Source organism: Peptoniphilus raoultii (genome assembly GCF_900099555.1).
Lineage (GTDB): Bacteria > Bacillota > Clostridia > Tissierellales > Peptoniphilaceae > Peptoniphilus_A > Peptoniphilus_A raoultii.
This window is the reverse complement of record NZ_FMWM01000002.1, coordinates 1,166,557-1,191,750: the sequence shown is the minus strand read 5'-3', so window position 1 is coordinate 1,191,750 and position 25,194 is coordinate 1,166,557. Positions and strand designations below refer to the sequence as shown.

Below are 25,194 nucleotides of genomic sequence, written 5' to 3'. Positions count from 1 at the left end.
GAATAAATAAAAGGATTGATTTGTGATATAATAGCAAAAGCATATTGTTTTTTTTATAATATTATTTAAGAAGGAGTGACAAAATGAATAAAAACAAAAAGGATCTTACAAAATTTAAGACGCCACATACCTATGCAATTATTTTCTTTGTTGTAATCTTTTCATGGCTTCTAACTTTTTTAATACCTGCTGGTAAATTTTCTACCCACGATATTGAATATTTAGATTCCAAAGGGGAAACAAAAACAAAAACTGTATTAATGGAAGATACCTTTAGGTATTCTTATAATCTTAATAAGGATTTTTTAAATGAAAATTTAAAGGACCTTACAAATAATGAAGCAAAGCTTGCCCAAGAAGGAGATTCTATTAAGATAATTGGTCAGGCTGATGGTCCAACATCTATTTACCTTGAAAATGAAAATGAGCTTGAAGTTGATAAGGAAGGCCTTAATGATCTTTTGGCTTCAGGAGATTATGATCAAGCTGATCTTGACGAAATTGGCTTAAGTGATGATACCCTTTACAGTATGTATGGTCTTGATATGTATGATACATCTCAAAAATTACATAAAACTGCTGGCCTTTGGGGCACAGATGACTTTGGAGGTTTTGGGGTTCTAAATTATTTATTTGAAGGTCTTGTTAGTGGTGACAAATATGGAACTGCCGTTGGTATTGTTGCTTTAATTTTAGTTGTTGGTGGAGCCTTTGGTGTAATTATGCAAACTGGCGCAATTGATGCTGGCATCTATAAATTTATTTCTAAGGCTAGGGGTGCAGAAAGACTTGCCATTCCAATGTTTTTCTTTTTATTTTCTCTAGGAGGAGCAACTTTTGGTATGTCTGAAGAGGTTATACCTTTTTCTATGATTATGGTTCCCTTTGTTATTGCCCTTGGCTATGATTCCATTGTTGCAGTTACTGTAACTTTTGTTGCATCACAAGTTGGTAATGCAGTTTCTTGGATGAGTCCATTTTCAGTTGCTATTGCCCAAGGTATTGCAGGCGTACCTGTTTTATCCGGTGCAAAATTTAGACTTATTATGTGGTTTGTTGTTACTGCTGCAGCATCTGCCTACACTATGAGATATGCAGAAAAAATTAGAAAAAATCCATCACTTTCACCTATGCATGAAAAGGATGCTCATTTTAGACTTTCAAATGAAAATGTAACAGAAGAAGAAAAAGAATTTAAATTGGGTCATAAATTAATTTTATTAGAACTTTTATTAGGTTTAATTTGGATTATTTGGGGAGTAACTTCTAAGGGCTATTACATTCCTGAAATAGCTTCACAATTTTTCGTTATGGGCTTTGTTTCAGGTATTACTGCCATAATTTTTAATTTAAATAATATGACCATTAATTCTATGGCTAGTGCCTTTCAAGCTGGCGTTGCTGATTTAGCTGGAACGGCTTGCGTTGTTGGTATGGCAAAAGGTATTCTTTTGGTTTTAGGAGGTTCAGATGCAAATGTTGCTTCAACTTTAAACACTATATTATTTGCTGTAGGTAATGCATTAAATGGAGTTCCGAAAGTAATAGCGGCAATTGGAATGTATATTTTCCAATCATTCTTCAATTTAGTCGTTACTTCAAATTCAGGTCAAGCAGCTTTAACAATGCCAATTATGGCACCTCTTGCTGATATTGTTGGAATTTCAAGACAAATTGCCGTTCTATGCTATCAAATGGGTGCAGGATTTGTTGATGCCTTTACACCTGTTTCAGCAAGTTTAATTGGTGTTCTAGGTGTTGCAGGAATTGATTGGGGCAAATGGTTTAAATTTCAAGTTAAAATGCAAGCCTTCTTTATGGTTCTTGGAATAATATTTATTTGTATTGCTGTTGGAATTAATTTTCAATAGAGGTGAAAATTTTGATCAAAATAATAAGAAATGTAAATATCTATAATCCCGATCCAATAGGCATAAAAGACCTTTTAATTTTAAATGATAAAATTGCCGCCGTTGAAGAAAGTATAAATATTGACCTTAAAAATTATGTTGAAGTAGAGGAAATTGACGGCAAGGGAAATATTTTAGTACCTGGTTTTATTGATGGTCATGTTCATATTATTGGTGGTGGCGGTGAAGGTGGCTTTTCAAATAGAACGCCTGAAGTCAATTTAAGTATTTTGACAAGAGCGGGAGTTACAACTGTTGTTGGGGTTTTAGGAACTGACTCCTGTGCAAGGGATACAAATGCCCTACTTGCAAAGGCAAGGGCCCTTGAAGAAGAAGGCCTTACAACTTATATTTATGACGGATCTTATAGACTTCCAATTAAAACTTTAACTTCAAATTTAATTAACGATATTATGGCAGTTGATAAAATAATTGGAATTGGCGAAATTGCCATTTCAGATCACAGATCATCTCAACCTTCTTTTGATGAATTCGTAAAAGCTGTCGCTGATACAAGAGTTGGCGGAATTTTATCTGGTAAAGCAGGAATTGTTAATTGCCATTTAGGAGATGGCAAAAGATGTCTTGATTTAATTAGAAGAGTTGTTGATGAAACGGAAATCCCTATTAGCCAGTTTTTGCCAACTCACATAAATAGAAATGAATATCTATTCGAAGATGGAGTTGCCTATGCAAAAAGTGGTGGGTATATTGACTTCACGGGAAATGCGGATCCAGATTTATGGGAAAAACTCTATGGAGAAATAAGATTTTCTAAAGGTCTGAAAAGACTTATAGATGAGGGAGTCAGTCTTAATAACTTCACCTTAACTTCTGACGGTCAAGGATCTTTTCCAATTTTTGATAAAAATGGAAATTATGAAGGAATAGGCATTGGAACTTCATCTTGCCTTTTAGAGGCTATAAAGGAATGTGTCTTTAAAGAAAGTATCCCTCTTGAAATAGCAATAAGATCCCTTACAATAAATCCGGCAAAGATTTTAGGATTTAAGAATAAAGGTGAAATTAAAGAAGCTTTCGATGCAGATTTATGTATCTTAAATAAAGATACTCTTGACATTGAAACAGTTATTGCCAAGGGACAAGTTATGATTAAAGACAGAGAAATTCTTAAATATGGAGTTTTTGAAAATAAATAATATTTAAAGGGTGAAAGGTTAAGTTCTTTCACTTTTTTTGCCATAAATTAATCTTGTTAATCTATATGATAAGTTGTAAAATAAGATTGAAATTTTAAGAATTGGGAGGTGAAAAATGAAAATTCAAGAAGTTTTACAAAAATCTTATGATTATGCTATTAAATATACCGATAAGGGTGTAGCTGCCAATTATATTCCTGAACTTGCAAAAGAAGATAAGCATAGGGCAGGGGGAGCAATTATTTCTAAAGAGGGAGAATTATATGAAGTTGGGTCAGCAAGATATAAATTTTCCATTCAAAGTATTATTAAAATTGTTATTTATCTATGTGTTTTAGAAAATTATGATTTTGATTACATTAAAAAATTTATAGGTGTGAAACCATCATCTAAGGCTTTTAACAGCATTATAGAATTGGAATTAAGCAATAAACAAATTCCTGTGAATCCTTTTATCAATGCAGGAGCAATTGTCGCTTGTTCTCTATTAATGGAAAAATATGGCAATAATACTTTTGATATGATTATTAATAGGGCAAGGGAAGTTATAGAAGATGATAAGCTAGATTTCTCAAGAAGTATTTATTCCTCTGAAAGTTCTAGTGCCTTTGCAAATCGTGCATTGACATATATGCTCTTAAATAATGAAATTATTGATAGAGAAATAAATGTAGAAGATTTACTTAATACTTATTTTAAAAGTTGTTCAATTCTTGTTGATGCTGTAGATCTTTCAAGATTAAGTTTTATTTTGTCCAGAAATGGCAAAGACATAGAAAACAAACAAGTAATTGATCCAGACCATGCATGTATTATAAGAACTTTAATGGCAACCTGTGGTACTTATGACTATTCTGGTGATTTTGCCATTAGAATAGGTCTTCCAGCTAAAAGTGGAGTTGGCGGAGGAATTGTTACTGCATCAAAAGCTGGTTATGGTATAGGAGTTTATTGTCCTGGACTTGATTCCCATGGCAATTCCTATGTAGGAACTAGAATGCTAGAAAGTATTTCTAAAGAATTAAAATTAAATATTTATTAACAATTGGAGGTTATTATGGTAGAAACTTTAAAGGGTATTATAGAACCCATTAATAATTTTATTTATTATCCGTTATTAGTTGTTTTACTACTATGTATCGGATTATATTTCACAATTAGGACTAAATTTTTACAAGGTAGACTTTTAAAAGAAGCAATAAATGTAGTTATGGAAAAACCTGAAAAGGAAGGAGCCGTATCTTCCTTCCAAGCTCTTATGGTTTCAACTGCATCAAGAGTTGGTACAGGAAATATTGTTGGTGTATCAACAGCAATTTGTCTTGGAGGCTATGGAGCGGTTTTTTGGATGTGGATTGTTGCTATCATTGGCGGAGCTTCAGCTTTTATTGAATCAACTTTAGCTCAAATGTATAAAAAAAGAGATAATGAAGGAAATTCCTACGGTGGTCCTTCATACTATATTGAACAAGCTTTAAAATCAAGAACTCTTGGAGTGGTTTTTTCCATTTCTTTAATTGCAACTTATGCAATTGGCTTTAATATGCTTGCAGCTTTTAACTTACAAACAAGTTTTATGGCCTATAGTTTTTATGATCCTAAGGTTACTCCTTGGATTATTGGTGTTGTGCTTGCTCTTATTACAGCTTACTGTATCCTTGGTGGTGGAAAAAGAATTATAAAATTTACTTCAACTCTTGTTCCTATTATGGGCGTAATTTATATTATAGTTGCAATTTTAATGATTATACTTAATATTTCTTGTATGCCAACAGTATTTTCAAGAATTTTTTCTGATGCATTTAATTTTAAAGCTATATTTGGAGCAATTGCTTCTTCATCAATGATGTACGGTATTAAGAGAGGACTATATTCAAATGAAGCTGGTATTGGTTCTGCACCAAATGCAGCAGCCTCAGCTGATGTTTCTCACCCTGTTAAACAAGGTCTTGTTCAAATGCTTTCAGTATTTATTGATACGCTTTTAATATGTTCAGCAACAGCTTTTATGTGCTTAAGTTCCGGAGTAGAACCAAATGCAGAATTAAGTGGAGCTCCATATGTTCAAAAAGCTCTTACTACTTTTATGGGATCTTTTGGTAACCACTTCATTTGCTTTTCACTTGTACTTTTTGCCTTTACAACCCTAATAGGAAATCTATTCTATGTTGATACTAACCTTGCTTATATTAATGGCAAACAACCATCTAAAAACTTTATGATTGTCTATAGAATTATTGCAGCAATAATAATTTTATTTGGTGCAACACAAGAAGCAACTTTAGCATGGGATATCTCTGACCTACTAATGGGAATTATGGCAATAATAAATTTACCTACAATTTTAATTTTAGGTAATAGAGCAATCGCCTGTCTTAAAGATTATGAAAAACAAAAGAAAACTGGCAGAAATCCAGTTTTCCATTCTGCAGACATTGGTATTAGCGAAAAGCTTGACTACTGGTCTTAATTTTTATTATTAATAACCAAGGCTTCGGCCTTGGTTAATTTTTTTATGCTTAAAAACGTGCTATAATTATGTTAGTCTTGAAGTGAAAGGAAATTAAAATGAAAAATTTAGAAAAAGATATGGATTTTATTTTAGAAATGGATAAAATGAAGTCTATTCAAAGGGAAACAAGAAATTTAACAAATGACCGTAGGGAAAATGATGCGGAACATTCTTTTTATGTAACAATAATGGCTATGATTTTGGGAGAATATGCCGATAAAAATATAGATATAAATAAGGTTATAAAAATGATGCTTATCCATGATTTAGTGGAAATTGATGCAGGAGATACTTTTGCTTATGATGAAGAAGGATATAAGTCAAAATATGACCGTGAGCAAAAAGCTGCAAATAGAATTTTTGCCCTTTTAAGTCCTCACAAAGAAAAATTTTATAAAGATCTTTATAATGAATTTGAAGACTGTCAAACTGAAGAAGCTAAATTTGCAAATTTAATTGATAGAATTAATCCCATGATTTTAAATTATTTTGGTCATGGCGGAACATGGAAAACTCACAATATTCCTAGAGAAAAAGTTTTGGGAAGAATTGAAAATTTAAAAGATTCTTCTGAAGAGATTTTTTCATATGTCAAGGGACTAATAGATAATTACTTTTCAAAAGAAGATATAGAATAAATTAAGTAGGGGTAAATATGAGTAACTATGATGTAATAATAATTGGCAATGGAGCAAGCGGAGTTTTTGCTTCCTATGAATTTACAAAATTAAAAAGCAAATTAAATGTTTTAGTTATAGATAAGGGAAATGTTATAACTGAAAGGCTTTGTCCAATTAAAACCGGAAAAGTTGAAAAATGTATAGGATGCGTACCCTGCAATATTATGAATGGATATGGGGGAGCGGGAACTTTATCTGATGGTAAATATAATATTACTACAAATTTTGGCGGCGAAATGCATAAATATGTTGGAAGGGATAGGGCTCTTGAACTTATGGAATATGTGGATAGCGTCTTATGTTCTTTTGACAGCCACGAATCAAAACTCTATCAAACTTCAAATTCAAATTTAAAGACCCTAGCTTTAAAAAATGACCTTCATCTTTTAGATGCTAAGGTTAGACACTTTGGAACTGATAGGAATGTAAAAATTCTTGAAAAAATATATAATTACACAAAAGATAATATTGATATGTTATTTAAAACTCTAGCTGTAGATATAGATTTTAAAGACGATGAATATATAGTTAGGACAAATAAGGGGAAGGAATATTCTTGCAAAAAGCTTGTACTGGCATCTGGCAGATCTGGTTCAAAATGGATTTCTCAAATCTGCAAAAAACTTAAAATTGACTTATATTCAAATCAAGTTGATATTGGTGTTAGAGTTGAGCTTCCAGCAGAAGTTTTTAAACATATTACAGATGCCGTTTATGAATCAAAAATTGTCTACCAAACTAAGGGCTACAATGATTTAGTAAGAACCTTTTGTATGAATCCCTATGGTCAAGTTGTGGCAGAAAATACTAATGGAATTATAACTGTTAATGGTCATGCCTATTCTGACCCTAAACTTCAAAGCGAAAATACAAATTTTGCCCTTCTCGTTTCCAATAAATTTACTGAACCTTTTAAGGACTCCAATGAATATGGAGAATCTATTGCAAGGCTTTCAAATATGTTAGGTGGGGGAGTTCTTCTCCAAAGATTTGGAGATTTGGTAAAGGGTAGAAGAAGTGACAAGAGAAGGATGGATAAATGTTTTACAGTACCCACCTTGAAAGCAACAGCGGGCGATCTTTCCCTTGTAATTCCTAAAAGGCAGTTAGATTCTATAATTGAAATGATCTATGCCCTTGATAAAATTGCACCGGGAACTGCAAATGATGATACACTCTTATACGGAGTGGAAGTTAAATTTTATAATTCAAAAGTTGAAACGGACAATAATTTTGAAACTGCAAAGAAAGGGCTTTTTGTTGTTGGTGACGGAGGCGGAGCAACCCATTCTCTTTCACAAGCATCGGCCTGCGGAGTTTATGTTGCAAGATATTTAAATGACTTACTTTCTTAGAGAGGATTTTTAAAATTCTCTCTATTTTTATGGGCTTTATGATATAATAAAATATTATGAAATGAGGGATATTTTGAATTCAAATTTAGATTTAATTAGTACTTTTGAAAATAGTGTTAATGAATATATAAGAAAAGTTAAGGACATAACAAATAATTTGCTATTTGCAAAAGTTATAACCCATGGCTGCCAAATGAATGAACATGATTCAGAAAAAATTAAATGGCTTTTAAATAAAATGGGTTATAAATTAACTGAAGATGATAATCTTGCAAATTTAATAATTTTAAATACCTGCTCAGTAAGGCACAGTGCTGAAGATAAAGTTTATGGCCAGCTTGGTAATTTTAAACGCCTTAAGGAAGAAAATAAGAATTTGAAAATCGCTGTTTGTGGCTGTATGATGCAAAGAGAAGAATCCAGAAATTATGTTATTGATAAGTTTGAAAATGTGGATATTATTTTTGGTACCAATAATATATGGAAACTTCCAGAACTTTTATTTGAGTCCTATAATGGCGAAAAACTGGCATTAGATATAGAAAATAAATATTCTGATCTCGACAACAATTTAGGTGCAAATAGACTTTATTCATACAAGTCCTATGTGAACATTATGTATGGTTGCAATAATTTCTGTACTTTTTGCATCGTACCCTACACTCGGGGAAGGGAAGCAAGCAGAAGACCTGAAGATATAATTAATGAAATAAAAGGCCTTGTCCAAAAGGGTTCAAAGGAAATCACGCTTTTAGGTCAAAACGTAAATTCCTATGGAAAAAATCTTGACAATAAAATTTCCTTTGCAGAGCTTTTATATAAAATAAATGACATAGATGGCATTGAAAGAATAAGATTTATGACATCTCACCCCAAGGATATATCCGACGAGTTAATATATGCCTTTAAAGATTTAGACCACCTTTGCAATTTTCTCCATCTTCCTGTTCAAGCTGGTTCATCAAGAGTTTTAAAACTAATGAATAGGAGATATACAAAGGAAGACTATTTAAGAAAAATTGATAAGATAAAAACTGTAAATCCTAATATTGCACTTTCTACAGATATAATGGTTGGCTTTCCAGGAGAAACTGAGGAAGATTTTGACCAAACCTTGTCCCTTGTTAAAGAAGTGAAATATGACACTTCTTTCACTTTCTTATATTCTATGAGAGGGGGAACTCCTGCCGCCAAAAGTCCGAACCAAGTGCCAGATAAGATAAAACACGATAGATTTCAAAGACTTCTTGATATCCTATATCCCATTCAATATGAAAAAAATAAGAAATTTTTAAATAGGGATGTAAAAGTTTTAGTAGAGGATATTTCAAAAAAAGATGATACAAAAGTCCAAGGCAGAAATGATGAATTTAAGCTCGTGAACTTTACAGGGACTAAGGAAGATATTGGAAAGATTATAGATGTTAAAATAACTGATTTTAACTCATTTTCATTAGTTGGTGAAAAAATTGGAAACTAAAAAACTAACCCCAATGATGAAACAGTATTTGGAAACTAAAGAAAAATACCCTGATTCTATACTATTTTTTAGACTTGGGGATTTTTATGAAATGTTTTTTGATGATGCAATCCTTGCATCTAAAGAACTTGAAATAGCCCTTACAAAAAGAGATGCTGGCTTTGCTCAAAAAGCGCCTATGTGTGGCATACCATATCATGTTAGTGATTCATATATTTCAAAATTAATTAATAAGGGATATAAGGTGACAATTTGTGATCAAATAGAGGACCCCAAACTTGCCAATGGCCTTGTAAAAAGAGCCGTAACTAAAATTGTAACTCCTGGCACCTTTACAGATAATGAATATCTTAGGGGTGATGAAAATAATTATTTAATGAGTATATATATAGAAGACTATAAAATTTTTATATCCTATACTGATTTTTCAACAGGAGAGCTTTATTACACTTCAAAAACGGCCTTAAATAAGGAAAAGCTTTATCTATTCTTGCGTGATGAAATCTATAAAATAATGCCATCTGAAATTTTAATTAATGATTATGAGAAGAAGATTTTTAAGAAATTTATTTCAGAGGACTTTTGTATAAATACCTATAGTAATAAAGAAATTGATAAAATTGATATCTATGACCTTGCAAAAAACAATTTATTAAAAGAATCCTTTGATAAATTTAAGGAGCTAGGTCTAAGGACAAATAAGTCCCTAATTTTACTTATTGATTATTTGGCTACAACTCAAAAAATTCATCTAAATCATATTAATAATTTCATTTATTATTATAATGACAATAATTTAATTCTTGATGAAAATTCAAAGAGAAATCTTGAAATTATAAAAGGTTTAAATAGCGGTAATAAAAAGGGATCTCTTTTAGAAATTCTTGACAAGTGTAAAACATCAATGGGATCAAGACTTTTAAAAAAATGGTTGTCATCTCCATTAACTGATATAGAAAAAATAACTTTAAGAGAAGATTTTATTGAAAACTTGAATGAAGACCTCTTGCTTTCCAGTGATTTAGGTGAATGTCTTAAAGGAATATATGATATTGAAAGGCTGAGCATTAAAATTACTAATAAAACAATTAATCCAAAGGAAATTAATGCTTTAAAATACACAATAACTTTAGCTTTAAAAATTAAAAATCTTTTAAATATAGAAGACAAAAAACTAAAACTTTTGGCTGATAAAATTGAAGACTTAAGTGAAATTTCAAATACTATTGAAGAAATCTTAATTGAGGATCCTCCTGCTATCATAGAAGACCAAAGAATAATAAAAAAAGGATATTCAAATGAAATTGACGAAATTTTTGAAGCCAAAGAAGATGGTAAAAATTGGATACTAAATCTTGAAATGGAAGAAAGAGAAAGAACTGGCATTAAAAATCTTAAAATTAAATACAATAAAATTTTGGGATACTTTATAGAAATTACAAAGTCAAATCTTGACCAAGTTCCAGATGATTATATAAGAAAACAGACCCTAGTGACTAATGAAAGATACTTTTCTATTAAACTTAAAAATATGGAAAGTAAAATAATTATGTCAAAGGATAAGGCAGAGGAGCTTCAACTTCAAATTTTAAATAGTTTAAAAGATATGCTACTTAGAAATATTGTAAGGATCCAAAATCTTGCAATTAGCATCTCTGAAATTGACTGCTTATATTCCCTAAGCGAAGTTTCAAGGCTTAATAATTATAAAAGGCCTAGGCTAAACAAAAAAGGAATTATAGAAATAATTGGGGGAAGACACCCAATTGTTGAAGAAAATTTTAAGGGAGAGCTTTTTGTTCCCAATGACACCTATTTAGATCTTGAAGATAATATGATTCTTATCATAACCGGACCCAATATGGCTGGTAAATCTACTTACATGAGGCAAGTTGCTCTAATAGCAATAATGGCTCACATTGGATCCTTTGTCCCCTGTGACTCTGCAAATATTTCAATTTTAGATAGGGTTTTTACAAGAATTGGGGCATCAGACAATTTAGCCATGGGCCAATCCACTTTTATGGTGGAGATGAAAGAAGTTGCCAATATAACAGAAAATGCCACTTCAAAATCCCTTTTAATTTTAGATGAGGTTGGAAGGGGAACATCAACTTATGACGGTCTTTCTCTTGCTTATGCAATCCTAGAATATATAGCATCAGAACTAAAGGCTAAAACACTTTTTGCAACCCATTACCACGAACTATGTGCTCTTGCAAATGCCTATAAATGTATATCAAACCTTACAATAGCTGTAAAAAAAGAAGAGGACAAGATTATCTTTTTAAGAAAAATAATTGAAGGCTATTCAAACCACTCTTATGGAATTGATGTGGCTAGACTAGCTGGCATAAATGAAAATATTATAGAAAGATCCAAGGAAATTTTAAGTAGTCTTGAAAAGAATTCTATAGACAAAAAAAACTTTGAGATTAATAAGGTAGAAGACCATCACATTTTAAAATCAAATCCCAAAAGGGATAAATTTATAGGAGAAATTCAAAAACTTGACATAAATAATATTTCTCCTATGACTGCCTTTAGCATTTTAAATGAATTAATAGAAAAATCTAAGGAGGTTTAGATGTCAATAATATTACTTGATGACAATACTATTTCCAAAATATCAGCAGGAGAAATAATAGAAAATCCTGCTTCAATAGTAAAGGAGCTTTTAGAAAATTCTATTGATGCGGGAGCGAGAAATGTAACTGTGGAGCTAAGAAATTCACCAACAGAATTTCTTAGAGTTACAGATGATGGTGAAGGCTTTTCTTTAGATGAAATTGAAAAAGCCTTTTTAAGACATTCAACTTCAAAAATTAAAGAAATTGAAGACCTTCAAAGTCTTTATACTTTAGGATTTAGGGGAGAGGCTCTTGCCAGCATTTCAAGTATTTCCAAAATTAAACTTTTAACTAAAAGAGAAGGAGAAATTTCAGGAACTTCATCTACAATAATAAATGGAAAGATAACTGACAAATCCAATGTTGGTATGACAAAGGGCTCTACTTTTTATGTGGAAGACATCTTTTATAACACCCCAGTAAGAAAAAAATTTTTAAATAATGATAAATATGAATTTTCTCTTATATTCGATTTAGTTCAAAAGATTGCTCTTGGGACTCCGGATGTTTCTATAAACTTAATAAAAGATGGAAAAACCCTTTTAAAATCTTATGAAACAAAAAATTTTAAGGATCATATTTTAAATATCTTAGGCAGAGAAATTGCAGGAAATCTTATTGAAAAATCTTTTGCCAGTGAAACCTATAAAATTAAGGCTTATTTTTCCAATAATAAGCTTTTTAGATCAAATAGAAATTTTGAATATATTTATATTAACGGTAGATTTGTTAGAAATAGAGACATTTCAAAAGAAATTGAAAAGGCTTATAAGTCACTAATTCCCTTAAATAGGTTTCCTGTATTTATTCTTTTTATAGACATTGATCCAAAACTAATTGATGTAAATATTCATCCAAAAAAACATGAGGTAAAACTTTCAGATGACAATAATTTGCTTGCTATTTTAAGGGAAATGATTGATGAAGTTTTATATCCAAATAGGTCGTTAAGAGAAATTAAGGAAGAAAAAAATCAAAAAAACTTAAATGTATTCCAAATATTTATCCAGGAAAATGGCAAAAAATGTACAAATGAAGAAAATATTGCAAGTTCAGAAAATCTTGATCTTAAAAATTCAGAAAAGACTTTTGAATTAAAAAGTCTTGAGGATAATCCAACTCTTTTTGAAGATTCTAATCTTGATAAAAACTTTTTTATAGCTGCTGAAAATACTAATGAATTTTTTAAAGAGGAATCAAAAGAAGGTGAAGAGGATAACTTTGATGATATAACTTCCAATGGCTATAAAGAAATAAATAATAATTCATTTTTAATGGATGAAGAAGTAATTGACAAAAACCTTTTAAACACTAGAATTGTTGGAATACTATTTAATACCTTTATAATCCTTGAAAATAAGGACAAAAAAATCCTATATTTGGTTGACCAACACGCAGCCCATGAAAGGGTAATGTATGAAAAATATAAAAATCAGTATCTTAATGAAAAAATCAATTCGCAAATTCTCTTGAAACCTGAAATTATTGAACTTACAGGCCAAGAATTTCTCAAGCTATCAAAGTATTATAATCTTTTTGAAAAGCTTGGATTTTCAATTGAAGCCTTTGGCGAAAATGCCATAATTTTAAGAGAAGTACCTATGATTTTCGGTATGCCAACATATGTGAACTTTATAAGAGATATAATTAGTTCTCTTGATGACAATATTAAGACCAATTATGAGGCAGATATGTATAAAGTAATGAAAAGAGCCTGTAAAAAAGCCGTAAAAGCAGGAGATATCCTTTCAGATTTGGAGGTTAAGGAACTAATAAAGTCCTTAATTCGCTGTGAAAATCCTTATACATGCCCCCATGGAAGGCCAACAATTATTGACATTAAAGAAGATACAATTGCCAAACTATTTTTAAGGGAATAAAATGGAAAAGCTAATAATTTTAACAGGACCAACAGGTATTGGTAAAACAGAAATATCTCTTGAAATAGCCAAAAAATTTAAATGCCAAATTATTTCTGCTGACTCCATGCAGATTTATAAAAAGCTAAATATTGGAACAGATAAAATCAATTTTGAAGACACAAATATTAAACATCATATGATTGATATCATAGGCCCAGATGAAGAATTTTCAGTATCCGACTTCCAAATTATGGCTAAAAAAATAATTTATGACCTAAATAAGGAAAATATTATTCCTCTTGTAGTTGGAGGAACTGGTCTTTATATAAATTCTCTTGTATATGACCTTGATTTTTCCAAAAGCGCTAAGGATGATAACTTGAGAAAGAAATTGGAAGAAGATGGAGAAAAATATGGACTTGATTTTTTAGTCAATAAACTTCTTAATCTTGATAAGGACGCGAGAAAAAAGGTTGACCTTGCAAACAAAAGAAGAGTAATAAGAGCCCTTGAAATAATTTTAAGTGGTGGCCAAAAGTCTAATAATTTTAGGGCCTATAATAATAACTATGACCTTATTTTTATAGGTCTTTACATGGATAGGTCAAGGCTATATGAAAGAATAAATAAAAGGGTAGATCAAATGATAGATAAGGGCCTTATTGATGAAATAAAAGAACTTCTAGATCATGGACTTAGGGAAAACTCTCAGTCCCTTAAAGCCATTGGTTATAAGGAAGTTATTTCTTATCTTAATGGTCAATTATCTTATGACCATATGATTTACGATATTAAAAAAAATTCCAGGCACTATGCCAAAAGGCAAATAACCTGGTTTAAAAGAGATGAAAGAATTAAATGGTTTAATAGGGAAGAACCTAGTATTAAAAACCAAATAATTAATTATATAGGAGAAAGACTTGGATATTTATGAAAATATACTTAAAGAAAATTACCAAATAAATTCTAAGGTAATAAATTTTGTTGACAAATGTGAAGAAAAAATAAAAAATCGCTATGAAGATTTTTCAAAAATAGCCATGTATAATCAAGTGAAAATTCTTAAAGCTATGCAGGATAGCAAACTTCAGTCCACAGACTTTTCTTGGACAACGGGCTATGGCTATGGCGATGCTGGAAGAGATAAAGCAGAAAAAATTTATGCTGATGTCTTTAAAACAGAAGACGCCCTAGTTAGGCCCAATATAGTAAATGGTACTCATGCAATTAGCCTTGCAATTTCTTCAAATCTTGAAAGCGGAGATCATTTACTTTCCCTTTCAGGAAGGCCCTATGATACACTTCAAAAAGTTATTGGTCTAACTTCAAATAACAAAAAAACCCTTTTAAATCGAGGTATAGAATATTCGGAAGTGCCTTTAATAGATGGTCATATTGATTTAGATTCCTTTAAAGATTATTTAAGAGAAAATACAAAAATTGTTATGATTCAAAGGTCAACTGGTTATTCAAATAGAGCTGCTTTTTCCATTGACGAAATAGATAAAGCATGCAGAACAATAAGAAAGCTTAAAAAAGACCTTATAATTTTTGTAGATAACTGCTACGGTGAATTTACAGATATTAAGGAGCCGAGTGAACTTGATGTTGACTTAATGGCAGGCTCTCTTATTAAAAACCCTGGCGGCGGCCTGGCATATTCAGGAGGATACATTGTTGGTAAAAAGAATTTAATTGAAAACTGTGCTTCATTTTTAACAGCACCTGGTATCGGAAAAGACTGCGGCTTAACTTTTGGTATGACAAGACAGGTTTTACAAGGATTTTTTATCAGCCCAAAAATAACAGAGGATGCCTTAAAAACTGCCCTATTATTTTCCAAGGCCTTTGAAGAATTAGAATTTTATGTAATACCAAAATCTGATTACAAAAGATCTGATATAATTACAGCTATCAGACTTGAAAGTCCAGAAATTTTAGAAGAATTCTGCAAATTTATTCAGTTTTCATCCCCAGTTGATTCACAATTTACACCAATGCCATGGGATATGCCAGGTTATAAAGATAAAGTAATTATGGCAGCAGGAGGATTTATTGAAGGATCATCAATTGAACTTTCGGCAGACGGCCCTATGAGAGATCCTTATTATGTTTACTTTCAAGGAGGACTGACCTACTATCATGGAAAGATCGCTCTTTTAAATATTCTTAACTCCTTAAACAATAAGGAATTAATAAAAATTAAATAAAAATAATATAGCCTCATAGGAAAACCCTATAAGGCTATTTTTTAATATTTTCTATAAAGACCAATAATTTTACCTAAAATTGAAAGATCTTGAACATATATTGGCTTCATAAAGTCATTTTCAGGTTGAAGTCTGAAGCCATCCTTTTCTTTGTAAAAAGTTTTTATAGTTGCTTCATCTTCAATTAAGGCTAAAACTTTATCACCATTTTCAGCATAAGAAGTCTTTTCAATAACAACATAATCTCCATCTAAAATCCCAGCATTAATCATGCTTTCTCCCTCAACTTTTAGGACAAAAACATTTCTATCCCTTACAAAATCACAGGATAGGGGAACAGTATCTTCTAAATTTTCAACGGCAAGAATTGGTATTCCGGCAGTTACACGTCCAAGAATTGGCACATCAATAGTTTTTTTCTTAGAAGAAAAAAATCCTTCATCCTGATCAATTATTTCTATAGCCCTAGTTTTTGAAGGATCTTTTTTTATATAATTTTTGTTTTCTAAACGTTCAAGGGCATAATGAACGGTAGAAGTACTTTTAATACCAACTCCTGCGCAGATTTCCCTAACAGTAGGAGGGTAGCCCTTTCTTTCAATTTCTTTTTTTATAAAAAACAAAATTTCAAGTTGTCTTTGATTTAAATCTTCGTACATTATAAACCCCCATATATTTTATTAATTACATAATAACACATGAAAACATATTTTTCAAACTATCGTTCAAAATTTTAAAAAATTTATTGACAAATTTTCAACATTATATTAACATATGTTTAGAACATATTTTTACCCTTTATGTTTCAATCTAATGTTTATATAAAGCGTTCTGATTATTTGTTCGTAACATACGTTCTATTTATGAGGTGTATTATGAAGAAAAAATTTAAACTAAATTTGACAAGAATATTTTTAAGTATGCTATTTGTAAGTATCTTCTCATCAGGAATTGTTTTCAAAGAACTTCCTAAGGATTATAGGGAGGTTCCCTTGAGAGTTCATACGGTTGTTGAAGGGGAAAGTCTTTGGTCCATAGCTGGTAAATATGATTATAAAAATAAAAATTATCTTATTAGTGAAATTATGAGAATAAATAAACTAAAAAATTCAAAAATATACCCTGGCTATAAATTATCTATTCCTCTATATTAATATAATATACAGACAAAAATTAATTATAATTTTCTTTATTTCTGCATTTTAAGCCCCTTCTTGTATTTAACTTTCAATTTAAGGCTCTTTAATTCATTGACTTATTTACCTAAAAGATATAAAATTAAGATGTAAAGATAATTTTACAATGTAATTAATTTGATTTATGAAACTTGAAAACTAAATATGGGAGGTGTTAGAACTTGGAATTGCAAATTTTATTAATGATAATTATTGCTATAATTGGCACTGGAATCGGTTATGCTGTTAGAAAATATATATCTGAAGGTAAAATTAAAAATGCTGAAGATCTTTCCAAAAAAATTGTTGTTGAAGCTGAACATGAAGCTCAATCTAAAAAGAAAGAACTATTGGTTGAAGCTAAAGATGAAATTCAACGCTTAAGAGCATCTCAAGAAAAGGAAATTAAAATTCAAAAAGATGAAGTTAAAAAATTGGAATCTAGGGTTTTATCTCGTGAAGAGCAAGTAGAAAAAAAATCAGCACTTGTTGATAAGAAGGATGAAAAACTTTCACAAAAATTAGAGGCTTTAAGAGAAAAAATCGAACATGCAGACCAATTAATCCTTAAAAGAGATGAAGAATTACAAAAAATTGCAGGACTTACTGCAGAGGAAGGCAAGGCCATTTTATTAAATGAACTGGAAAGGGATATTGTTCAAGAATCAGCCTTAATTATTAAAGAAAATGAACAACGAATTAAGGACGAATCTAATAAGTATGCCAGAGATGCAATAGCTGCAGCTATACAAAGATGTGCTGCTGATCAAGTCGCTGAAACGACTGTTTCTGTTGTTACACTGCCTAATGATGAAATGAAGGGCAGAATTATCGGCAGGGAAGGAAGAAATATTAGAGCTATTGAATCTATAACAGGTGTTGACTTAATAATTGATGATACTCCTGAGGCTGTAGTTTTATCATGTTTTGATCCTATAAGACGTGAAGTTGCAAGGGTAGCTTTGGAAAAACTTGTAAATGATGGAAGAATCCATCCTTCTCGTATAGAAGAAATGGTAAATAAGGCTCAAGATGAAGTTGATACAATTATTAAAGAATCTGGAGAACAAGCAGCATATGATGCTGGAGTGCATGGTCTTCATCCTGAAATTATCAAATATTTAGGAAGACTTAAGTACAGGACCAGTTATGGCCAAAATGTTTTAAAACATTCTGTTGAAGTATCTCAAATTGCAGGAATTTTAGCCAGCGAAATTGGAGCAGATATAAAACTTGCTAAAAGAGGCGGATTATTACACGATATTGGAAAATCTATAGACCATAATATCGAGGGTACACATGTTGAACTTGGAGTGGAAATAGCTAAAAAATATAAAGAACCTGAAAAAGTTGTTAATGCTATTGAATCTCACCATGGTGATGTGGAACCTACTTGTGTTGAATCTATTTTAGTTCAAGCTGCAGATGCTATTTCAGCAGCTAGACCGGGAGCTAGACGTGAAACCGTTGAAGCTTATATCCAAAGACTTGAAAAGCTTGAAGAAATTGCAAATTCATTTGAAGGAATTGAAAAGTCCTATGCTGTTCAAGCAGGTAGAGAAGTTCGAATTATTGTAAAACCCGAAGCTATATCTGAAGCTGAAATCACTCTTACTGCCAGAAACATTGTTAAGAAAATCGAATCTGAACTTGAATTTCCTGGACAAATTAAAGTTAATGTAATTAGAGAAACGAGAGCAGTTGAATATGCTAAGTAAACCTGACTTTATGTCGGGTTTTTTTTAAAGTTTAAGGAGAACTTATGATTAAATCAAATCTTTTAGACGATTTTCTAAATTATTTGGAAGCTTCTAAGGGACACTCAAAAAATACCTGCAAGGAATATTATTATGATTTAAGAATTTTTTTAAGATTTATAATACTTAGAAAAACTTATTTATATGATGAAAATGCTGATTTTACTGATGTTGATATAGATTATGCAGATGAAGAGCTTTTAGCTAGAGTTACTAAGCAGGATATTTATGCCTACAACTCTTATTTAGATAAGGTTAGAAAGTTATCTAACAAATCAAAATTCAGGAAAATTGCCGCAGTTAGGGCCTTTTTTAATTATTTGACCAATAAAATTGATCTTTTAAAATATAATCCTAGTGAAAATATTGATCTTCCAAAAATTGAAAAGACCTTGCCAGTATATTTAAGCCTAGATGAAGCTTTAAACCTTTTAAAAACCATAGAAAATTCTAAGGAAAAAGACCTATTTAAAAAGCGAGATTATGCCATTTGCACCTTATTCTTAAACTGCGGTATGAGGCTCTCAGAGCTTTCTTCCATTGATATTAAAGACTTAGAAGAGGACACAGTAAGAGTAATAGGAAAGGGAAGTAAGGAAAGGACCATATATTTAAATAAGGCCTGCATAAATGCCCTAGAGCTTTATTTAAAATTAAGACCCCAGGTAAAAACAGATGCATTATTTTTATCTATGAGGCAAAAAAGGATGAGCAATAGATCTATACAACATATGATTGAAAAACATATGCAAAATGCTGGCCTTGATACGGAAAAATATAGTGTCCACAAATTAAGACATACTGCAGCAACTTTAATGTACCAATATGGAAATGCTGATATTAGATCTCTTCAAGAAATACTAGGTCACGAATCTGTATCAACGACTCAAATTTATACTCATGTAAATAACGAACTTTTAAAATCAACTGTTGAAAATAATCCTCTTTCAAATATAATAGAAGAGGATACAAAAAAAGGAGAAAAATAATGAAAATCTTAAAAAAAATTTTAGTCCTTTCAGTGACAACTATTGGACTAAGCCTAAATATTTTTGCAGCCGGTAAATTGCCTGAAACTGCTTCCGATTCCAAAATATCTATTTATATGAATAACGTTGTAAAAACTATTCCTAATGAAATGGGTAGTGCCTATTTTGACAAGTCAAATAACAGGGTAATGGTGCCTATAAGATTTATTTCTGAAGAGCTTGGTGCCTATATTAATTTCTATCAAGAAAAAGAAGGTGGAAGAGGCATTTTAATTGGTGGCGTTGGCAGCAAATTAATTAAGATGAATATAGGTTCAAATGAAGCTAATTTACTTGAAAATGATTCATCAAAAATTGTTAAAACTGATGCTCAAGCTATTTTATACGATGGCAGGACTTATGTTCCAGTTAGATTTATAAGTGAAGCTATGGGTCTTACAGTGGACTGGAAAGATAATGTAGTATATATTACAGGATCCATAAAAGATGCTAAGGATTCAAATGAAAATTCAAAAAATTTAAAAGAAGAAAATAAGTCTGAAGAAAAGAAATTAGAAGAAAATAAACTTGAAGACAGAAAAATAGACCAAGAAAAAATGAGAAAAGGTCTAATATTTGAATAATATTCAAGGGAAAAGGACAAAAAATAGTCACAAAACAATAATTTTGTGACTAATTTTATATTATTTTTTTATTTTTTAAATCTGCCAGCAATAATTAATTTATAGGATCTAAAGAGCTTCATAATACTTTTTCCAAATTTATCAATATGATTTACTATTTCCCGTTAAATTATTTCTTTAATATTTATAAAAATCTTTTACATATACTTAAATAGAACTTTTAAGTTCTGTCATATATATCATGTTTAACTTTATTACATTTTACTTTAATTTTATAATATTTAAGAATTTTTACAAATCTAATATTTTAAATTTATCTTAACTTTAACTTATTTCCATATTTATTATAAGTTCTTAATTTAAATAACCTATAAATTATATCACGAATATAGAAATTATGTTCTAAATATATGTTCTTGTGCATATTGAAAAAATCCGGTCTATGACCGGATAATTCTAAGCTGATTAATTAATCTTCATATAAAGGAAAGACCTTTAATAATTCTAAAACTTCTCCCTTAATTGTTTCTACATCTTTCTTTTGTTTCAAAGTTTCTACCATAAGCTCTGCTACTCTGGCAACATCATCTTCCTTCATTCCTCTTGTAGTAAGGGCTGGAGTTCCAATTCTAATACCGCTAGTAACATTTGGTGAATTAGGATCATTAGGAATTGTATTTTTATTAGTAGTAATATTAACGGCAGAGAGCATTTTTTCGGCTTCTTTTCCTGTTAAATTCAAATTCCTTACATCAAGTAATAGTAAGTGATTATCTGTTCCGCCTGAAACAAGTCTAATTCCTTCTCTTTCAAAAACTTCACCCATTTTTTTAGCATTTTTAAGAACTTGTAAAATATAATCCTTAAATGATGGTTCAAGGGCTTCTTTAAAGCAAACAGCCTTAGCTGCGATTATATTTTCAAGAGGACCTCCTTGGAAGCCAGGGAAAATTGATTTATCGATAATCTTTTTAAATTCTTCCTTGCAAAGAATTGCACCCCCTCTTGGACCTCTTAGTGTTTTGTGAGTTGTTGTTGTTACAAAGTCAGCATATTCACATGGATTCATATGATAGCCTGCGGCAACGATGCCAGCAATATGAGCCATATCTACCATTAAATACGCTCCAACTTCATCAGCAATTTCTCTGAATTTAGAAAAATCAATTTCTCTTGGATATGCAGAGGCTCCAGCAACAATTAATTTAGGCTGAACCTCTTTAGCAACCTTTCTTACTTCGTCAAAGTCAATTCTTTCACTTTCAGGATCAACTCCATAAGAAGAAAAGTTATAAAATTTACCAGAAAAATTTACTGGACTTCCGTGAGTTAAGTGTCCACCTTCTGAAAGGCTCATGCCCAAAACCTTATCCCCCGGCTTTAGAACTCCAGCATAAACGCCAATATTGGCATTTGCTCCTGAATGAGGTTGAACATTTGCATGATCAGCGTTAAAAAGCTTTTTAAGTCTATCTATACCAAGCTGTTCAATAGTATCTATATGTTCGCATCCAGCATAATAACGCTTATTTGGATAACCCTCAGAATATTTATTAGTTGGTGTTGAACCAATAGCTTCTAAAACGGCTCTTGACACAAAATTTTCTGATGCAATTAATTCAACATGTTCTCTTTGTCTTTGTGTTTCTTTTTCAATAGCATTATAAATTTCCCTATCTACTCTTTTTAAATTTTCTTTAATTTCCATAATTCATCCTTTCTTCAACCATTTACATTGCTAATATTTATATAATTATACTATTTTTTTAATTTTAAAACAATTAAATAATGATTGCATCGCTTTATTTCCACAAAGAACTCTTACATATATTTTTAAAGTGTAAATTATAAAAATTAGAATTTTTGTATAATAACACAAGTTTTATTCCTATGATATAATATTTATGGTGATTAAATGTCTTTAGACGGATGTGTAGTGTCAAATATTGTATTTGAACTAAATAATAAATTAAAAAATGCTAGAGTAAATAAAATATATCAGCCTAATGATGAAGAAATTATTGTAAATTTAAGGCTAGGAACTAATAAATATAAATTATTAATTTCTGCAAATGCTGGTGAAGCGAGGATTCATCTAACAGAAAGAGAAATTGAAAATCCTATTACCCCACCTTCCTTTTGTATGCTGCTAAGAAAACATCTTGAGGGCAGCGTAATTAATGAAATTTGCCAATATAAAATGGATAGAATTGTAAAAATAAAATTTACTGGAAGAGATGAGCTTGGATTAATTGAAGATAAGTCCTTAATTATTGAAATTATGGGAAAATATTCAAATATTATTTTAACTAACAATGCCAATAAAATACTAGATGCAATAAAGAGAGTAAATTTTAATATGTCATCAGTTAGGGAAATTTTGCCAGGTGTTTCTTATAATTTAACAGATATATCTAAAAATTTAGACCCTAGGGATGAATCTAATCTTTTAGATAGATTAGAATCCTTTACACAAAATAAGACCCTAAAATCTTTTTTAATGGCAAGCTATACTGGAATTAGTCCACAAATGACTATGGAAATTGCCTTTAGGTCAGACCTTGATAATGATAGAACCTTAAATACTTTAACTGAAGAGGAAAAAAATAGACTTGAAAATTCATTTTATGAGATTTTTGGGGATATTAAAAATGAAAATTACTACCCTATAAAGATCTATAAGGATGAGAAATTTAAGGATTTTTATGCCCTAGACCTTAAAATATATTCTAAGGTAAATAAAAAATATGAAGAAAGTATTTCAAAAATTTTAGATGATTTTTATGCTAGCAGAGCTTTAAATATGAAACTCAATTCAAAAACTGCAGGCTATGAAAAATTAATTAGGAATAATCTTAAAAAAAATAAAAGAAAGCTTGTAAATTTAACAGACGAATTAAACGAGGCTCTTGATAGGGATAAATATAAGGTTTATGCTGATATTATTTCTTCTAATCTTCATCTTATTAAAAAGGGCGAAGATAAGACTATTCTTCAAAATTATTATGATAATATGAATGAGATTTCAATTCCCCTCGACATAAAACTTTCTCCAAGTCAAAATGCCAATAGATATTATAAAAAATATTCTAAATTAAAAAATGCTGCAAAACTAGTAACAGAGCAGATTGAAGAAACAAAGGTGGAAATTACCTATTTAAATTCCCTTCTTTTAAATATTTCTCTTATAGAAACTCTTCAAGATGCAGAAGATTTTAAGGAAGAACTTGAAAAGGCAAGTATAATTAGGACAAGAAAAACAAGCAAAAATTCATATAAGTTAAAAAGTCAAAATAATTTCCTTAGATTTTTATATGATGGATTTAATATTTATGTTGGAAAAAATAATAAGCAAAATGATTACCTCACCCTAAAGCTTGCAAATAGGGATGATCTTTGGTTCCATGTTAAAGAAGGTGCTGGATCTCACGTAATTCTTCGCTATGACGGCAGAGAATTTACAGATGAAGTCATAAATGCAGCAGCTGCTCTTGCTGGAAAATATTCCGATCTTTCAACATCTGATAACATAACTATTGACTATACAAAAAAAGTCAATGTGAAAAGGCACCCCCTTAAAAAACTTGGACTTGTAGTTTATGAAAATTTTAAATCCATTAATATTAAAAGGGATAATAGCTTTCTTCAAAATTTGCAAGAAGTATAAAAAAGGCCTAAGAAAAATTCTTAGGTCTTTCAATTATAAAATTTATTTTTCCTTCTTTTCTGATAAATAACCAAGTCTTTCAAGAAGAATTTTATAGCCATCAGCTCCATAATTTAATGATCTATTAATTCTTGAAATTGTGGCAGTTGACGCACCTGTTTCGCCCTCAATTTCATGATATGTTTTCCCCTTAACCAAAAGTTTAACAACTTCCAGTCTTTGAGAAATGGCTTGAATTTCTTTTACTGTACAAATATCTTCAAAAAATCTGTAACATTCTTCCATGTTTTCAAGGGCTAAAATAGCTTCAAAAAAACCATCTGTTTGTTTACTTTTTATCTTTGAGTTATATTTCATATCTTCCTCCTAAATCACTAAGAATAATTCTAATAGCGCTCATTAATAACTACTAACATACTAACAATTTTACATACTAAAGTCAAGCATAATTTTATTCATCTAATACGTTATTAATAGTAAAAAGTAAAATATTATAGACTTAAATTATTCTTTTATTTTCCCCTGCCCTTGTATCATTAGAAGATAGAGAAACTTGTGAAATACCATTTTTTATTTCAACGGAATAGGACTTGTCACAAATTTGGGCAAGGTGTTTATTATGAGTTACCATTATTATTTGTCTATTGAAAAGTGAGGAGGATTTATTTAAAAATTCTCCTAAATTAAAAATATAATCATCACTAACATGCTTACCAGGTTCATCTAAAATCAGAGGCCCTTCTATTTCAGGCTTGTGAATTTGAATAAAGGCTATTCTTAGAGCAATTGAAATAATATCAACAACTCCCCCACCCCTTGAAATTTCTGGTTTTGTAACTACACTATACCCCTCGTCATAGCTACTTTTAACTAGAAATTCTGCATTGGGAACTGATCTTTTCTCACTTAATTCTATTAAAAATTCAATGTCAGTTTCAAAAATAAATTGAAGACATTTAGAAACTATATCTTCAATCTGTCTTTTGGATTGATCTCTAGCATATCTTGCAGTCTTTTGAAATAAAATAACGACCTTAGTTAAAAGATCTTCATACTTTCTCTTTTCTGCCAGTTCGGCTTCAGTATTTTTTAAAGACTCTTCAATAATTTCTAGCTTTCCCTTTTCTATATTAACTTTTGTTCTTATATTTTCAATTTGACCATTTAAATAATCAATATCCATC

General features: G+C 30.4%; 20 protein-coding genes. 16 read left to right on the top strand and 4 right to left on the bottom strand.

Annotation, left to right across the window (positions count from 1 at the left end; translation table 11 throughout):
- The first annotated feature begins 83 nt into the window (after positions 1-83).
- The 11 genes from yfcC to BQ4446_RS05665 all read left to right on the top strand — a co-directional run bounded on the left by yfcC (position 84) and on the right by BQ4446_RS05665 (position 15,799).
- Positions 84-1,871 (top strand): putative basic amino acid antiporter YfcC, encoded by a 1,788-nt coding sequence (yfcC, locus tag BQ4446_RS05715; RefSeq protein WP_071027450.1) that lies wholly within the window; start codon positions 84-86, stop codon positions 1,869-1,871.
- A gap of 11 nt (positions 1,872-1,882) precedes the next feature.
- Positions 1,883-3,070 (top strand): beta-aspartyl-peptidase, encoded by a 1,188-nt coding sequence (gene iadA, locus BQ4446_RS05710; RefSeq protein ID WP_083329042.1) that lies wholly within the window; start codon positions 1,883-1,885, stop codon positions 3,068-3,070.
- 115 nt (positions 3,071-3,185) lie between these two features.
- The gene (gene glsA, locus BQ4446_RS05705; protein WP_071027448.1) at positions 3,186-4,112 is read left to right on the top strand and encodes a glutaminase A; all 927 of its coding nucleotides are present in this window, start codon (positions 3,186-3,188) and stop codon (positions 4,110-4,112) included.
- A gap of 15 nt (positions 4,113-4,127) precedes the next feature.
- Positions 4,128-5,540 (top strand): alanine/glycine:cation symporter family protein, encoded by a 1,413-nt coding sequence (locus BQ4446_RS05700; RefSeq protein WP_071027446.1) that lies wholly within the window; start codon positions 4,128-4,130, stop codon positions 5,538-5,540.
- A 98-nt stretch (positions 5,541-5,638) separates the two neighbouring features.
- Positions 5,639-6,220, top strand: a complete 582-nt coding sequence (locus BQ4446_RS05695) for an HD domain-containing protein (protein WP_071027444.1) — start codon at positions 5,639-5,641, stop codon at positions 6,218-6,220.
- A 17-nt stretch (positions 6,221-6,237) separates the two neighbouring features.
- The gene (locus BQ4446_RS05690; protein ID WP_071027442.1) at positions 6,238-7,617 is read left to right on the top strand and encodes an NAD(P)/FAD-dependent oxidoreductase; all 1,380 of its coding nucleotides are present in this window, start codon (positions 6,238-6,240) and stop codon (positions 7,615-7,617) included.
- A 73-nt stretch (positions 7,618-7,690) separates the two neighbouring features.
- Complete coding sequence (gene miaB / locus BQ4446_RS05685; RefSeq protein ID WP_071027440.1) at positions 7,691-9,097, top strand: tRNA (N6-isopentenyl adenosine(37)-C2)-methylthiotransferase MiaB; 1,407 nt, start codon at positions 7,691-7,693, stop codon at positions 9,095-9,097.
- Positions 9,078-11,684, top strand: a complete 2,607-nt coding sequence (gene mutS, locus BQ4446_RS05680; RefSeq protein ID WP_335341263.1) for a DNA mismatch repair protein MutS — start codon at positions 9,078-9,080, stop codon at positions 11,682-11,684. Before miaB ends, mutS begins: the two co-directional genes overlap by 20 nt.
- Positions 11,685-13,607 carry a DNA mismatch repair endonuclease MutL gene (gene mutL, locus BQ4446_RS05675; RefSeq protein WP_071027438.1) on the top strand — a complete coding sequence of 641 codons (1,923 nt, stop codon included), beginning with the start codon at positions 11,685-11,687 and terminating at the stop codon, positions 13,605-13,607.
- A gap of 1 nt (position 13,608) precedes the next feature.
- Positions 13,609-14,523 carry a tRNA (adenosine(37)-N6)-dimethylallyltransferase MiaA gene (gene miaA, locus BQ4446_RS05670; RefSeq protein ID WP_071027436.1) on the top strand — a complete coding sequence of 305 codons (915 nt, stop codon included), beginning with the start codon at positions 13,609-13,611 and terminating at the stop codon, positions 14,521-14,523.
- The gene (locus tag BQ4446_RS05665) at positions 14,510-15,799 is read left to right on the top strand and encodes a methionine gamma-lyase family protein (protein WP_071027434.1); all 1,290 of its coding nucleotides are present in this window, start codon (positions 14,510-14,512) and stop codon (positions 15,797-15,799) included. Before miaA ends, BQ4446_RS05665 begins: the two co-directional genes overlap by 14 nt.
- A gap of 41 nt (positions 15,800-15,840) precedes the next feature.
- Here BQ4446_RS05665 and lexA read toward each other — a convergent pair whose 3' ends face one another.
- Positions 15,841-16,458 (bottom strand): transcriptional repressor LexA, encoded by a 618-nt coding sequence (lexA, locus tag BQ4446_RS05660; RefSeq protein ID WP_071027432.1) that lies wholly within the window; start codon positions 16,456-16,458, stop codon positions 15,841-15,843.
- Positions 16,459-16,674: 216 nt separating this feature from the next.
- Here lexA and BQ4446_RS05655 point away from each other — a divergent pair, with 216 nt between their 5' ends.
- The 4 genes from BQ4446_RS05655 to BQ4446_RS05640 all read left to right on the top strand — a co-directional run bounded on the left by BQ4446_RS05655 (position 16,675) and on the right by BQ4446_RS05640 (position 20,343).
- Entirely contained in the window at positions 16,675-16,953 is a 279-nt protein-coding gene (locus BQ4446_RS05655) for a LysM peptidoglycan-binding domain-containing protein (protein WP_245149676.1), read from the top strand.
- A 224-nt stretch (positions 16,954-17,177) separates the two neighbouring features.
- Entirely contained in the window at positions 17,178-18,692 is a 1,515-nt protein-coding gene (rny, locus tag BQ4446_RS05650) for a ribonuclease Y (protein ID WP_209019111.1), read from the top strand.
- 44 nt (positions 18,693-18,736) lie between these two features.
- Positions 18,737-19,720, top strand: a complete 984-nt coding sequence (locus BQ4446_RS05645) for a tyrosine recombinase XerC (protein ID WP_071027425.1) — start codon at positions 18,737-18,739, stop codon at positions 19,718-19,720.
- Positions 19,720-20,343, top strand: coding sequence for a copper amine oxidase N-terminal domain-containing protein (locus BQ4446_RS05640; protein ID WP_071027423.1), 624 nt, complete (start codon positions 19,720-19,722; stop codon positions 20,341-20,343). Before BQ4446_RS05645 ends, BQ4446_RS05640 begins: the two co-directional genes overlap by 1 nt.
- A gap of 469 nt (positions 20,344-20,812) precedes the next feature.
- Here the strand turns inward: BQ4446_RS05640 and BQ4446_RS05635 are convergent, their stop codons facing one another.
- Complete coding sequence (locus BQ4446_RS05635) at positions 20,813-22,051, bottom strand: serine hydroxymethyltransferase (RefSeq protein WP_071027421.1); 1,239 nt, start codon at positions 22,049-22,051, stop codon at positions 20,813-20,815.
- Positions 22,052-22,258: 207 nt separating this feature from the next.
- Here BQ4446_RS05635 and BQ4446_RS05630 point away from each other — a divergent pair, with 207 nt between their 5' ends.
- Positions 22,259-24,010 (top strand): Rqc2 family fibronectin-binding protein, encoded by a 1,752-nt coding sequence (locus BQ4446_RS05630; RefSeq protein ID WP_071027420.1) that lies wholly within the window; start codon positions 22,259-22,261, stop codon positions 24,008-24,010.
- Between the two features lie 42 nt (positions 24,011-24,052).
- On the opposite strand, the gene BQ4446_RS05625 is transcribed toward BQ4446_RS05630, so the two are convergent.
- Both BQ4446_RS05625 and BQ4446_RS05620 read right to left on the bottom strand, forming a co-directional pair.
- Entirely contained in the window at positions 24,053-24,367 is a 315-nt protein-coding gene (locus BQ4446_RS05625) for a YerC/YecD family TrpR-related protein (RefSeq protein ID WP_071027419.1), read from the bottom strand.
- Positions 24,368-24,509: 142 nt separating this feature from the next.
- On the bottom strand, positions 24,510-25,193 hold the full coding sequence (locus tag BQ4446_RS05620; protein WP_071027418.1) for an AAA family ATPase: 684 nt from the start codon (positions 25,191-25,193) through the stop codon (positions 24,510-24,512).
- Between the last annotated feature and the right edge of the window lies 1 nt (position 25,194).

Excerpts from the sequence above, each read along its gene's own strand:
- yfcC (WP_071027450.1), top strand. The coding sequence starts at position 84 with ATGAATAAAAACAAAAAGGATCTTACAAAATTTAAGACGCCACATACC.
- glsA (WP_071027448.1), top strand. The coding sequence starts at position 3,186 with ATGAAAATTCAAGAAGTTTTACAAAAATCTTATGATTATGCTATTAAA.
- BQ4446_RS05700 (WP_071027446.1), top strand. The coding sequence starts at position 4,128 with ATGGTAGAAACTTTAAAGGGTATTATAGAACCCATTAATAATTTTATT.
- BQ4446_RS05695 (WP_071027444.1), top strand. The coding sequence starts at position 5,639 with ATGAAAAATTTAGAAAAAGATATGGATTTTATTTTAGAAATGGATAAA.
- BQ4446_RS05690 (WP_071027442.1), top strand. The coding sequence starts at position 6,238 with ATGAGTAACTATGATGTAATAATAATTGGCAATGGAGCAAGCGGAGTT.
- mutL (WP_071027438.1), top strand. The coding sequence starts at position 11,685 with ATGTCAATAATATTACTTGATGACAATACTATTTCCAAAATATCAGCA.
- miaA (WP_071027436.1), top strand. The coding sequence starts at position 13,609 with ATGGAAAAGCTAATAATTTTAACAGGACCAACAGGTATTGGTAAAACA.
- lexA (WP_071027432.1), bottom strand. The coding sequence starts at position 16,458 with ATGTACGAAGATTTAAATCAAAGACAACTTGAAATTTTGTTTTTTATA.
- BQ4446_RS05655 (WP_245149676.1), top strand. The coding sequence starts at position 16,675 with ATGAAGAAAAAATTTAAACTAAATTTGACAAGAATATTTTTAAGTATG.
- rny (WP_209019111.1), top strand. The coding sequence starts at position 17,178 with ATGATAATTATTGCTATAATTGGCACTGGAATCGGTTATGCTGTTAGA.
- BQ4446_RS05645 (WP_071027425.1), top strand. The coding sequence starts at position 18,737 with ATGATTAAATCAAATCTTTTAGACGATTTTCTAAATTATTTGGAAGCT.
- BQ4446_RS05640 (WP_071027423.1), top strand. The coding sequence starts at position 19,720 with ATGAAAATCTTAAAAAAAATTTTAGTCCTTTCAGTGACAACTATTGGA.
- BQ4446_RS05635 (WP_071027421.1), bottom strand. The coding sequence starts at position 22,051 with ATGGAAATTAAAGAAAATTTAAAAAGAGTAGATAGGGAAATTTATAAT.
- BQ4446_RS05630 (WP_071027420.1), top strand. The coding sequence starts at position 22,259 with ATGTCTTTAGACGGATGTGTAGTGTCAAATATTGTATTTGAACTAAAT.
- BQ4446_RS05625 (WP_071027419.1), bottom strand. The coding sequence starts at position 24,367 with ATGAAATATAACTCAAAGATAAAAAGTAAACAAACAGATGGTTTTTTT.
- BQ4446_RS05620 (WP_071027418.1), bottom strand. The coding sequence starts at position 25,193 with ATGGATATTGATTATTTAAATGGTCAAATTGAAAATATAAGAACAAAA.